This window comes from Pyramidobacter sp. YE332 (genome assembly GCF_033060595.1).
In the GTDB taxonomy this organism is placed as follows: Bacteria; Synergistota; Synergistia; order Synergistales; family Dethiosulfovibrionaceae; genus Pyramidobacter.
Genome location: NZ_CP133038.1, coordinates 644,583 through 657,159, shown reverse-complemented (window position 1 = coordinate 657,159; position 12,577 = coordinate 644,583). Strand labels below are relative to the sequence as shown.

The window sequence follows — 12,577 nt, the reverse complement described above, 5'->3', positions numbered from 1 at the left end:
GCTATGCCATCGATCTGTTTCTATTTCCAGGTTCATCAGCCGTACCGGCTGCGACACTACAGCTTCTTCGACATCGGGCAGGATCATTTCTACGAGGACGCCGAAGCCAACCGCACGATCCTCGACAAGGTGGCGCAGAAATGTTATCTGCCCATGAACGAACTGCTGCTGAAAATGATCCGCCGCTGGGAAGGGCGCTTCCGCGTCGCGTTTTCGCTCTCCGGCGTGGCCATGGATCAGTTCGAGGAGTACCAGCCGGAGATTCTCGACAGCTTCCGCGCTCTTGTCGACACGGGCTGCGTCGAACTGATCTCGGAGACCTACGCCCACTCTCTGGCCGCGCTGTACGACGCCGACGAGTTCCGCGCGCAGGTCGCGCTGCACGACGAGCTGATCAAAAAGCACTTCGGCGTGACGCCGCGCGTGTTCCGCAACACCGAGCTGATCTACCGCAACGACATCGCGCGCATGGTCGAGGACATGGGCTACGAGGCGATCCTCACCGAAGGCGCCGACCACATCCTCGGCTGGCGCAGTCCCAACTACATGTACCAGCCGTCAAGCTGCACGAAGCTGAAGCTGCTGCTCAAGAACTACCGGCTGTCCGACGACATCGCCTTCCGCTTCTCCAACCGCGGCTGGGACCAGTGGCCGCTCACCGCCGAAAAGTTCGCGGACTGGGCGCACGCCGTCAACGGAGCCGGCGAGCTGATCAATCTCTTCATGGACTACGAGACGTTCGGCGAACACCAATGGGCCGAAACGGGCATCTTCGACTTCATGGAGGCGCTGCCGGCAGCCGTTTTCGCCGATCCAAACTTCGACTTCGTCACGCCCTCGCAGGCGGCCGAGCGTTACTCGCCCATCGCCCGCATCGACGTGCCCAACGCCATCTCCTGGGCCGACGTGGAACGCGACCTCACCGCCTGGATCGGCAACGACATGGAGCGCGACGCCATCGAGACCGTTTACTCGCTCAAGGAAAAAGTCCTGGCCGACGGCGGCGAAGGCATCGTGCGCACCTGGCGGCGGCTGCAGACGTCGGACCATTTCTACTACATGTGCACCAAATGGTTCTCCGACGGCGACGTGCACAAGTATTTCAATCCCTACGGCACGCCCTACGACGCCTACATCAATTACATGAACGTGCTGTCCGACTTCAAAATGACGCTGGACAGCTAAAAATCACGAGAGATCCGAGTAAAGGGGTATTTTATGACGCATAAGGATTCAGCCCAGCTTCCCGCCACGCTCTTCGAAGTCTCATGGGAAGTGTGCAACAAAGTCGGCGGCATTTACACCGTGGTCGCCACCAAGGCCCGGCAGGCCGTGGATCGCTTCGGACAGAACTATTTTCTGCTCGGTCCGGCGCGCGACAAGAACCCGGGATTCATCGAGGCTTCCGCCGAAGGCGAGGAAGGCCGCCTGTGGGAGACGTTCCGACGCGCCGCGGCGCTTCACAATCTGAAATGCCGCTTCGGGCGCTGGGACATCCCCGGTTCGCCCAAAGCGGTCCTGGTGGATTGGAAGGACCGCTACAATCAGAATCAGATCCTTTACGACCTGTGGCGCGACTTCGGCGTCGATTCGCTGACGGGCGCGTGGGACTACGTGGAGCCGGTGATGTTCAGCATGGCCTGCGGCGAGGCGATCGCGGCGTTCTCGCAGGTCATCTCCGACGAGAACGAAGGCGAACGCGCCGTCACCGCCCATTTTCACGAGTGGATGTGCGGCGCCGGCCTGCTCTATCTGAAAAAGCACGCGCCCTCCATTTCCACGGTATTCACCACCCACGCCACCGTGCTGGGACGCTCCATGGCGGGGGCGGGGCGCGACATCTACGCCGAGATGGACCAGATCAACGCAGCGCGCGAAGCCGCCAACTTCAACGTCACCGCCAAATGTTCCATGGAAACGGCCGCCGCGCGCGAAGCCGACTGTTTCACGACGGTCAGCGCCCTCACGGCTCACGAGGCGGCGGCGTTTCTCGGCCGCCGCCCCGACCTGGTGACGCCGAACGGCCTGAGCCTGAGCGCCATTCCCGATTACAGCGGCGACCGTTCCGCGCCCGCCGCCAACAAGAAGAAAATTCTCGCCGCCGTCGCCCGGCTGCTGCGCCGCCCGCTGCCGGAAAACAGCCGCCTGTTCCTTATCTCCGGGCGTTACGAGTTCCGCAACAAAGGCATCGACCTGTTTCTCGACGCCGCCGCGGCGCTGAACCGCTCGCGTTCCGCGGGCGAACCGCCCATCGTCGCCTTGTGCGCCGTCATGAACGGACACAACGGCACCGACGAACGGGCGCTCTCGGGCAATCCCGCCCAGAAACCCGACGACGCGCCCTTCTGGATCACGGCCCATCGGGTGTTCGACAAGGTTCACGACCCGATCCTGAACGCCTGCGCCCGCCTCGGGCTGGACAACCGTCCCGAAAACGCCGTGCAGGTCGTCCTCAATCCCGCCTTGCTGGACGGGCAGGACGGCCTCTTCGGCATGACCTACGACGAGGTGCTGTCGGCTTGCGACGCAGGGATCTTCCCCTCGTGGTACGAGCCGTGGGGCTATACGCCTCAGGAGGCCGCGGCCAATTCCGTGCCGACCGTCACCAGCGATCTGGCGGGCTTCGGCCTGTGGGCGCGCGAACAGGGCGAGAACGAGGGCATCGCCGTCATCGAACGCAGTCACGCGCCTTACGAGGCGACGGTGAAAAAACTGACCTTTTTGATGGGCGAGCTGGCTTCGCTGCCGGAGGAAGCGCTGCTGAAGCGCCGCGCCGCCGCCCGCGCGCTGGCCGAAAAGACCGACTGGTCCACCTTTTATCAGCATTACGACGACGCCTACGCTCTCGCCGCGAATCAGGCCCGCCAGCGCGTGGCCACGCGGCCGGTTTCGCGCATGGACGACGAGATCCTGACGCGCGTTTTCACCGGCACGCCGTCGGTGACGCCGCTGCTGCACGGTTTCACCAGCTCGGTCAAGCTGCCGGACAAGCTGAGCCGCCTCGGCGAACTGGCCCACAATCTCTGGTGGACGTGGCATCCCGAATACGAGCCGCTGTTCCGCCGCGTCGATCCGGCGCTGTGGGACAAAATCGGTCACAATGCCGTCGAACTGCTGGGGAAAACTGATCACAGCCGCTTTGTCGAGCTGGCGCAGAACGAAGGATACGTGCAGCTTTACGGCCGCGCTCTGGAACGATTCGACGCCGACATGAAGGCGCCTTTCGACACGTCGGTCCCCGAATTGACGGCCACGACGCCCGTCGCCTACTTTTCGACCGAGTACGGCATTCACGAAAGTCTGCCCATTTACTCCGGGGGGCTCGGCGTGCTTTCCGGCGATCACCTCAAATCGGCCAGCGACCTGCGCATCCCGCTGGTCGCCGTGGGGCTGCTTTACAAATGCGGTTACTTCCAGCAGAAAATCGCTGCCGACGGCCACCAGACGGCGCTTTATCCGGAGAACAATTTCCGGCTGCTGCCCATCGGCCGCGTCAAAAACGAAAAGACCGGCGAACACCTTTACGTGTCGCTTGACCTGCCGGGGCGCACGCTTTTCGCCCGCGTCTGGAAAGTCCAGGTCGGGCGCGTGCCGCTCTATCTGCTCGACACCGACACGCCCAAGAACACCGAGGAAGACCGCCGCATCACCGAGCGCCTCTACGTGGCCGACCGCGACACACGCATCCGCCAGGAGATCCTGCTCGGCATGGGCGGTCCGCGCGCGCTGGCGGCGCTGGGCTATCATCCGCGCGCCTACCACATGAACGAAGGGCACTCGGCCTTCATGATCCTGGAACGCATCCGCCACCTCTGTCTGACCCGCGGCCTCAGCTTCGCCGCCGCCCGCGAGGTGGTGCGCGGCGACAGCGTCTTCACCACTCACACGCCCGTGGACGCCGGCAACGAACGTTTCTCCGCCGAACTCATGCACCGCTATTTCGACGAGCTGGCGCGGCGCATCGGCGTCAGCCGCGACGAGCTGATGAACCTGGGCACCCGTCCGGGAACGTCCGGCGATTTCGAGCTGACGCTGCTGGCGCTGAACCACGCCATGCGCAGCAACGGCGTCAGCCGCCTCCATGGCGGCGTGTCGCGCGCCATGTGGCAGTTCAACTGGAAAGGCGTGCCCACGGAAGAAATCCCCATCGGCTACATCACAAACGGAGTGCACCTGAACAGCTTTGCGGGGCGCCCCGCGGCGGCGCTGCTCGCAACGGCGGTGGGCGCGGACTGGAGCGCGTTGCCGCCGCAGTCGCCGCAATGGCAAAAAGTGGAACAGATCGCCGACGCCGATTTCTGGCAGGCCAAGCAGGAGCAGAAAAAAGCCCTGTTGGAGCTGCTCAAGAAGACGTCGCCCAAGGCGTTCCACAAGGCCTCTTCCGAATGGCAGCAGCAGCCGCTGGTGATCGGCTTCGCGCGCCGTTTCGCGCCCTACAAACGCGCCACGCTCGTCCTCGCCGATCTGGCGCGGCTGACGAAGATCCTCTCGGATGCCCGGCGTCCCGTGATCCTCGTTTTTTCCGGCAAAGCCCATCCGGCCGACACGCAGGGCAACGACCTGATCCAGAAAGTCGTGCTCGCCAGCCGAAACGAACTCTTCGGCAAACTCTTTTTCATCCCCAACTACAACCTCGACATCGCCAGAATCATGGTGCAGGGCTGCGACGTGTGGCTGAACACGCCGCGCCGCCCCTACGAAGCCAGCGGCACCAGCGGCCAGAAAGCGGCCCCCAACGGCACGCTCAACCTGAGCGTGTCCGACGGCTGGTGGTGCGAAGGCGACAACGGCCTCAACGGCTGGACCATCGGCCCCCGCGTCACCTCCATTCACGACGCGCCCGCCGAACAAAGCGACTACGCCGACGCCGAAAGCCTCTACGCGCTGCTGGAAGACGAAGTGGCGCCGCTCTACTTCGAACGCGCCGGCGACGGCCTCCCCCACGGCTGGATCGCGCGCATGAAAAACAGCGTCGCTACGCTGAGTCCGCAGTACAGCAGCGCCCGCATGGTGCGCCAGTACTTCGAAGAATGCTACCGGCCGGCCGCGCAGCGCCACGTGAAAATGCGCGCCCAAAACCGCCTGCTGCCCCGCACGCTCGCGGCCTGGAAAGCCGACGTCGGAGCGCGCTTCGCCGGCGTGCGCATCGATCAGATCCAGGTTCAGGGCCTCGTGCAGAACGCCGTGGCCTGCACCGATCCGCTCAGCGTCACCGCGTACGTGGTGCCCGGCGCCATGAAACCCGAAGAACTGCAGCTCCAATTCGTGGCCGGACGCAGCGACGAGCGCAACTTCATCGAAAAACCCGACGTGCTCGCGCTCTCCTGCACCGGCAGCGACGACCAGGGGCGCCTCGTCTATCAAGGCGCCTACACCCCCACCCACAACGGCCGCTACCTCTACGGCCTGCGCGTCCTCGCCTACAGCCCCGATCTTGACAACCTGTTCGACACGGGCCTGATCCAGTGGGGCTAACGATCTCTCTTGCCACAGAAGTACAACGGCTGTCTCATCTTCCCATTTGAGAAGATGAGACAGCCGTTGTTGTTATGACAGGTCACGTTCTATGGGATGATATGATGTTTTTTTACAACACCTAGAATCCATAGAACTTTAATATACTGTTTTTAAAAGCCGTTTCATTGTGGCGTACATGCAACAGATTCTGCGCCGCAAGGACTTTTGTCCGGCGCAGTTCCGGCGCGCTGCGCATCTCTTCCATTGCTCTCGCATAATCATCGGCCGATGCATCCTGTCCCACGAGCCAACCGGTTTGATCGTTGATAAAATCGCTGATGCCACCGATGTCGGGCGCAATTGTGGGCAAGCCGGCTGCAGCAGCTTCGAGGAGAACATTGGGCAGGCCGTCATACGCGCTGGTGTAGAGAAAGCAGAAGCACTCTTTGACCGGCAGAGAGACAAAACCACTATATTTTCCGCCAAGAGTGACGTTCGGCAGAGATTTGAAAGAACTGTACAGGTGTCTGTCCTCTTCCGCATACGGTTCACCATAAACGAAGAAATGAGTCTCGGGCATTTTTTGACGATTTCCAGCAAAAGGATGCGCGCCAGAAGAAGCTTCTTGTCCTCGTTGAAAAATCCGTCGGCCGCGTTGCCGAGGTCGACAAAATCCACGCCCTCGGCCAACTGGTTTCGCCATGGTGACGGGCAGGGCAAAGTGCTGATCACAAGGACCTTTTTGCCTTGTCCCGCCAAAGTGTTGGCGAAGTTGATCGTCATCAGATCGGCGCCGCCGGGCACAAGCCACGGCACGAGGTACACTGCATCGTAACGTTGCCCCTTTATGGGATTGTACAAAAGAGCGAAGAGTCGGCCGAGACGGTCGTCCGAAACAAAACGGTATTCATAAAGCGGCGGGTTCACGTCAGGATGAAGCGACGAGTCGAGGCGCGAGATTCTCTTGAGCGCCGCAACGCATTCGGCCATGCTGACGGTGGGGAAAATTTCTGGCGCCGGCTTTTCTGTCTGCGGGACGGCTGGCGACGTCTGGACAGCCGGCGTCGGCCGTTTGTTTCTGACATGTTCTCTGACCGAACGGGCCAGTGCCAGAAAAGACCACGCAAAAGCCTTTGCCGGCGGCTGCAGGTCGTCGGGCAATTTGGAAATCAGTTTTTTAGCCGGCGGCTTAAGAAAAGCGTAGAGCCGTGATTTTCTTCGGGCAGTTTTTACGACATCGGCAAGATCGGCAGAAACGACCGGCTTTCGAGAGGTGTTTTCCGACAGGTTGTCTCGCAAAATGGAGGAGGACAGTTCATGCATTGGCGATTCCAGCTGATCGAACAAACGGCTCGGACGAATCAAAGACTTGCTGGCAGATTCTCTTGCAAGTACTGATCCTTGTCTTTTGCGCCGATAGAACATGAATGTATGCGGAACTGTAACGTGTTCGAATCCGGCGGCTATCGTCTCGGCATTCCAATGCCAATCCTCGTAACCAAAACCGTTTCCAGTTGGCTGGTAAGGGATCTGTATAAATACGTGTCGAGGTGCTATGGTTTGCACGCTGAGAGGATTCTGAGTGAGCAGATCGTATTTTGTGTAATCGCCGTGTCGGATATTTCCAACTCTATACATGTAATACTCGGATTCGAATCCGATATTTATCTCGGCATGCGTGATCAGGCGCGGCTGTGCTTTGCACTGCGCCACTCCTTCATAGACGAGATTTTCAGAATAATAATCATCTCCATCGTGAATGGATATGAATTCTCCCTTGGCAGCCTGTATTCCCTTATTCCGTGACATAGGGGCGCTGCGTTCATGTACGCGTAGGATCTGATCGTCCTTGCGTACGGCGAAGTGCCCGGCGACGACCGCTTCGGTCACGGCATCGGCGTTGTCGAGAACGAGCACCAGCTCGACATGGAGTCCGCGCTTTTCGGCGTAGTCCCGGCACATGCCGATCGAAGTCAGCGTACGGTGCGCCAGATAGCCCTCGCTGTGAAAGGTCACGAGGCAGCTGACGTCGTAGCGATTCTGCGGCCGTGTTTGTTTTGTCGTTTCATTCATCGTCAAGGCTCCTCCGCCGGGCGTTGCCGGCAATGTTCTTCGTGAAGTTTTTCGTACAGTGTTGCTAGTTTTGCCGCTTCAGTGGAAATGTCGTAGCCGGCGGCGGCAAAGAAGCGTCCGGTGTCGGACGTTCTTTCGTGCCGGGGCTGGATCAGGGCGGCCCACTCGGCGGGCGTTTCTTGCAGGCTGATATACTGCGCCAAGCCGGGGACGATGCGGGCTTCTTCTGTGATGTTCGCCGACAAAAGACAGGGCAAGCCCGACGCCTGAGCCTCGAGCGCGGCAAGGGGCAAACCTTCGTAAAGCGAGGGCAGGACGAAAACGTCCATCGCCTGAAGGAGCGCGGGGACGTCGTTTCGCACGCCCAGCCAGAGGACGGCTCCTTCGGGGACGAGTTCGCGGGCCTGGCGGCGAAGGGTTTCATGCAGTTCGCCGTCGCCGATCAGCATCAACACGGCGTTCTTGTGTTTGGCGTAAAACGCGGCAAAGATTTTCAGCAGAAAGGCCTGATTTTTTTGCGGGCACATGCGGCCGATGTGGCCGACCACAAGGCAGTCCGTACCGAGGCCAAGTTCGCCGCGGGCCCGTTCCCGCACCTCGGGGCGGAAACGGTACGGTCCCAGCGGCAAAGCGTTGCGGACCAAATGATAAGGACGTTTGACGCGCCCGTTGCGCGCGCCGAAAAGGAACCTGGCCGCGGCCTCCGAGCAGGCGCAGCGCACGTTGGCGCACAAGGGGATCAGCTTGAAGAGCAGGCTGTTCCTGATCCTCTTCGGGACGGTGTCGCCGCTGCGGGTGTTGTGGCAGTGAACGATGCGCACGGGCACGCCGGCCGCCCGGGCCATGCCCAGATAAAACGGCGCGGCGTTGGGCAGGTGACCGTGGACGATCGCGTACTCGGGATGCTCCGCGTAGAAGCGTCTCAGGAAGCGAAGATAGGGAACAAGCGCGGCGAGACGCAGCGGCGGGGCGACAAAGATCTTCGAGCCGTCTTTTTCGAGTCTGCGTCTGATCCAGAGGTCGGGCTCTTCATGCGCGAGAAAATCGAAGACGATTCGTTTTTTGTCTATTGCGTCGTGATAGCGCAGGACAACGCCGGCAACGCCGCTGTCGGGCGTGAGCTTGTCGACGACCTGAAGGATCCGCAGCGGCCGCGCGCGCATTTCTCCCATGGCGTTTTTCATACCCAATAAAGCGGGAATCATGGCTGAGCCTTCTTTCCGTTCATGAACGCGGCGTACCGGGCGTGGGTCTCCGCGGGGGTGCCGTCGGCCTGGACGCGTCCGCCGTCAATCCAGATGGAGCGGTCGCAGAAGGCTTCGATCTGTCCCAGCGAGTGGGAGACGATGACGATGGTGGCGCCGCGCTCCTTGATCTCGCGCAGGCGGGCGAGACATTTCTCCTGAAAGTTCATGTCGCCGACGGCAAGGATCTCGTCGATCAACAGCACGTCGGCATCGACGTTGATCGCCACGGAAAAGGCGAGGCGCATGTACATGCCCGAAGAATAGGTGCGTATGGGGTTTTCGATGAAGGGTTCCAGTTCCGAAAAGGCGATGATCCGGTCGAGGCGTTTGCCGGTTTCCTTGCGGCCGACGCCGAACATGGCGGCGTTGAGGTAGATGTTCTCGATGCCGTTCATGTCGGGATGAAAGCCGGCGCCCAGCTCGATCAGGCAGGAGACGCGGCCGTTGACGGCGATCGTGCCGCGGTCGGGAAAGAGGATGCGGGAGAGCAGCTTGAGCGTGGTGCTTTTGCCGCAGCCGTTTTCGCCGACGAGGCCGACGGCTTCCCCCTGCTCGATGTCGAACGAAACGTCTTTGAGGACCCAGCGCTCGTCGTAGCGGTTCCTTTTGCGAAAGAGCAGGCGTTCTTTCAACGTTCGATTTCGGTCGTAATAGATCTTGAATCGTTTGGCGACGTCATGGACCTGAATGGCTTTCATCGTTACAGTTCCTCCGCAAAACCGCGCTGCAGTTTTTCAAAGACGTACCAGCCGACGCCCAAAACGAGAACGCCCATCGCGAGCGAGTGCAGCAGCGTGGAGAGTTCCGGCGCTTTGGCGGCGTAAAGGATGTCGCGATAGGCCGTGATGACCGGAGTCATCGGGTTGAGCATGAAAAGCGGCAGGTACCGCCGCGGCACCATGGAGATCGGGTAGAGGACCGGAGTGAGGTACATCCACAGCATGGAAACGATGCCGAGCATGTACTCCAGGTCGCGGCAGTAAACGGTGACGGCCGACGTCAGCAGGGCGACGCCCAGGCAGATGACGTACTCGACGAGCATGACGAACGGGAGGCACAGGAGCGCGCGCAGGTTGAAGCCGACGCCCGATACGGCGACGACGGCAAACACGACGACGAAACAGTAGAGCATGTTGACGAAGCTTGTCGTGACAAAGGCGATGGGCAGGACTTCGCGCGGGAAGTAGATTTTCTTGACCATGCCGCCCTGGGCCAGGACGGAACCGCAGCCGCCGGTGAGCGAGGCGCTGAAGAAAGTCCACGGGATCAGGGCGACGAAAAGGAATAAATAAAACTTGTCGATCCCCGCGCGCATGATGGTTGAAAAGACGATCGTATAGACGATGAGCTGTAAAAGAGGATTCAAAAACGTCCAGGCAAAACCGAAGAAAGAACGTTTGTAGCGTCCGTGAAGATCCCGCCGCACGAGGTTGTAGACCATCTCGCGGTAAGCGTAGATCTCTTTGGCTCTGGCTAGGATTCTCAAATGAGGAAGCCCCTTTCCGTAAACTGATCCTGATTTTCAATTGTGCTTTTTAATTGAAAATCAGGATCGGAACAGTTCCTAATCCGGAAAATCGTTTGGTCCCATGAGCGAAAAAGCGCACGACATAATCCTTACGTTAGCTTTTACATCATAGAACGTTCAACTTGTCACACAAACGTACATTTACAAAAAAAGCCTCCGGAAGGCGGCGGAACGACCACAAAACCTGGTCGTTCCGCCGCCTTCCGGAGGCTTTTTCACTCTATCGAAGGAAACAGTTTTAGTTAGCTGTGCTGTGCTGTGCTGTGCTGTGCTGTGCTGTGCTGTGCTGTGCTGTGCTGTGCTGTGACAGCATAGTGGCCTCGGACATCGTTGTCAACCCCTCAGCGTCATATATTTTCCCGAATCCTATAACCGCGCCTATTCGAAGCTTAACGTGAATAAAGTATAACAAAAATAAACATGAATAACAACTGCCGTTATTTCAATATCAGAGAACTGTGACGTTATCACTGAAAGAAATCCGGCGAACGGTTAAAGTGGAACCACAGCGCAAAAACGCCTTGCATCCAAAGAACGCGCCGGCAGCGGCGCGGCGGATGCGGGGACATTTCCGGAGGAGGAACGAAAACATGTCTGAGAAAAAAGAAGCCGTGCGCGCAGCAAAACTCTTGATCGTCGGGGGAGGTCCCGGCGGCCGCGTGTCGTACATCACAGCCCGCCGTTTCGGCGTGGAACCGGCCGTCATGGTGATGAACGAAGAACCCACCGTCATCTGCAGCCTGCCCTACGGCGTGGGACGCCGCCTGATCCCCGACGGCCCCGAAGCGACGGTCGTCGATCTGTCGCGCGAGAAACGCCTGCCGCCCAACGCCGCGAAAGACGTCGTTTTCGGCTCCGTGACGACAATCGACGCGGCGGCGAAGACCGCGACGGTCGCAGGCCCCGCGGGCGAGACGCAGATCGCCTACGAGAACCTGATCCTCGCTCCCGGCGCCGTCCCCTGGCTGCCGCCGGCGGAAGGGATCTTAAAAGAAAAGGGGGGCGCTTCCGGCCTGATGGTCGCCGTCGGCGACCGGCTCGTCGAGCGTTCGTTCCTCGCCGACGGCGTTTACGTCCTCAGAGGCGCTCAGGACGCTCGCGCTTTGGACGAACTGGCCGCGCGCGTCCAAAAAGTGGCCGTCGTCGGCACGGGAGCCGTCGGCCTGGAGATCATCGAAGCCCTTTCCGACCGCGGCGTCGGCGTCGTCGCCGTAGAAGCTCTGCCGCACGCCGTTTCGGCGCTGGACGCCGACATGGCCGCGGCGGTAGAACGCCGCCTGCGCGAACGGGGCGTCGAACTCCATCTGAACGACGCCGTGCTGAGCTGGACGCCCGGCACGCTGACGCTGCGCAGCGGAGAACTCGCCGCCGACGCGGTCGTCTTCGCTTCGGGCGTGCGCCCGCGCCTCGATTTGGCGCGCGCCATGGGGCTGAAAATCGAGCGCGGCATCGTCGTCGACGCCGCGCAGCGCACCTCGCTGCCTTCGGTATGGGCCGTGGGAGACGCCGCGCAGGTCGCCGACGCGGCGTCGGGGCGCTCCGTTCTGCCGCTGATCGGCACGCTGGCGATGCGCCAGGCCATGACGGCCGTTATGGACATCGCCGGACTGCCCGCGCAGCTTCCGCCTGCGACGCTCTGGGGCGTGAGCGAGATCTTCGGCCTGCACTGGGGCGCCGTGGGCTGGAGCGAAGAAGCGGCCCGCCGCGCCGGATTCAATGTGATCCCGCTTTCCCTGCCGGTGCGCAGCCGAGATCCCTTCATGCCCTCGGGCAAGGACGCCGTTTGGAAGGTCGTTCTCTCCACGGGCGAAGACGAGGGATTCAAGCCCGGCCAGATCCTCGGCTTCCAGATCGTCTCGGCAGGCGACAGCCCCGTCCACCTCGCCGAACGCTTCGTGGACATCGTCGCGCGGCGCGAGACCGTACAGGACCTTTTCGGACATTATTTCATCCACTCCCCCGCGCATAACTCCGTGGACGACCCCTTCCTCGCCCTCATCGCTCTGGCGATGGAGAAAATGCCGCGCCGCTGACGCGGAAATATCCATGCCGCTTCAGTGCCTTCGAATGAAAATCGATCGAACAAAAACACTTGACGAGGGGAAGAATTCTGTTATATACTTTCGACGTAAGAAAAGTATATGAATCCATAGCATACTAAGTAAAAATCCAAAGTTTTTTGCGCCAGTAAAAGTATCTGAGTAAGCAAGTAAAAACAGGCCGCGAGGGCTTGCTTTCACTTGCTTTTATTTTTTCATCGGATGAGGAGAGT

Annotated in this window: 7 protein-coding genes; 3 read left to right on the top strand and 4 right to left on the bottom strand. The window is 60.5% G+C overall.

Features of this window, described 5'->3' with window-relative positions; genetic code table 11:
* Positions 1-3 precede the first annotated feature (3 nt).
* Together RAH42_RS02995 and glgP are read left to right on the top strand one after the other, a co-directional pair.
* The gene (locus RAH42_RS02995) at positions 4-1,185 is read left to right on the top strand and encodes a glycoside hydrolase family 57 protein (RefSeq protein ID WP_078015621.1); all 1,182 of its coding nucleotides are present in this window, start codon (positions 4-6) and stop codon (positions 1,183-1,185) included.
* Between the two features lie 33 nt (positions 1,186-1,218).
* Positions 1,219-5,475 carry an alpha-glucan family phosphorylase gene (gene glgP, locus RAH42_RS02990; protein WP_317539942.1) on the top strand — a complete coding sequence of 1,419 codons (4,257 nt, stop codon included), beginning with the start codon at positions 1,219-1,221 and terminating at the stop codon, positions 5,473-5,475.
* 138 nt (positions 5,476-5,613) lie between these two features.
* Here the strand turns inward: glgP and RAH42_RS02985 are convergent, their stop codons facing one another.
* Genes RAH42_RS02985 through RAH42_RS02970 form a run of 4 tightly spaced genes read right to left on the bottom strand, consistent with a single transcriptional unit; the run spans position 5,614 to position 10,263 of the window.
* Positions 5,614-7,530: a glycosyltransferase gene (locus RAH42_RS02985; protein ID WP_317539941.1), complete on the bottom strand. Its 1,917-nt coding sequence runs from the start codon at positions 7,528-7,530 to the stop codon at positions 5,614-5,616.
* A 2-nt stretch (positions 7,531-7,532) separates the two neighbouring features.
* Positions 7,533-8,735, bottom strand: coding sequence for a glycosyltransferase (locus RAH42_RS02980; RefSeq protein WP_317539940.1), 1,203 nt, complete (start codon positions 8,733-8,735; stop codon positions 7,533-7,535).
* A complete protein-coding gene (locus RAH42_RS02975) occupies positions 8,732-9,475 on the bottom strand; it encodes an ABC transporter ATP-binding protein (RefSeq protein ID WP_317539939.1) in 744 nt (247 codons plus the stop codon). The genes RAH42_RS02980 and RAH42_RS02975 overlap by 4 nt, the downstream gene beginning before the upstream one ends.
* A 2-nt stretch (positions 9,476-9,477) precedes the next feature.
* Positions 9,478-10,263, bottom strand: coding sequence for an ABC transporter permease (locus RAH42_RS02970; protein ID WP_240496110.1), 786 nt, complete (start codon positions 10,261-10,263; stop codon positions 9,478-9,480).
* Positions 10,264-10,895: 632 nt separating this feature from the next.
* Here RAH42_RS02970 and RAH42_RS02965 point away from each other — a divergent pair.
* The gene (locus tag RAH42_RS02965; RefSeq protein WP_317539938.1) at positions 10,896-12,338 is read left to right on the top strand and encodes an NAD(P)/FAD-dependent oxidoreductase; all 1,443 of its coding nucleotides are present in this window, start codon (positions 10,896-10,898) and stop codon (positions 12,336-12,338) included.
* The last annotated feature ends 239 nt before the right edge of the window (positions 12,339-12,577 follow it).

What these genes read in the sequence shown, in the direction of transcription:
- RAH42_RS02995 (WP_078015621.1), top strand. Translation starts at nt 4, where the DNA reads ATGCCATCGATCTGTTTCTATTTCCAGGTTCATCAGCCGTACCGGCTG.
- glgP (WP_317539942.1), top strand. Translation starts at nt 1,219, where the DNA reads ATGACGCATAAGGATTCAGCCCAGCTTCCCGCCACGCTCTTCGAAGTC.
- RAH42_RS02985 (WP_317539941.1), bottom strand. Translation starts at nt 7,530, where the DNA reads ATGAATGAAACGACAAAACAAACACGGCCGCAGAATCGCTACGACGTC.
- RAH42_RS02980 (WP_317539940.1), bottom strand. Translation starts at nt 8,735, where the DNA reads ATGATTCCCGCTTTATTGGGTATGAAAAACGCCATGGGAGAAATGCGC.
- RAH42_RS02975 (WP_317539939.1), bottom strand. Translation starts at nt 9,475, where the DNA reads ATGAAAGCCATTCAGGTCCATGACGTCGCCAAACGATTCAAGATCTAT.
- RAH42_RS02965 (WP_317539938.1), top strand. Translation starts at nt 10,896, where the DNA reads ATGTCTGAGAAAAAAGAAGCCGTGCGCGCAGCAAAACTCTTGATCGTC.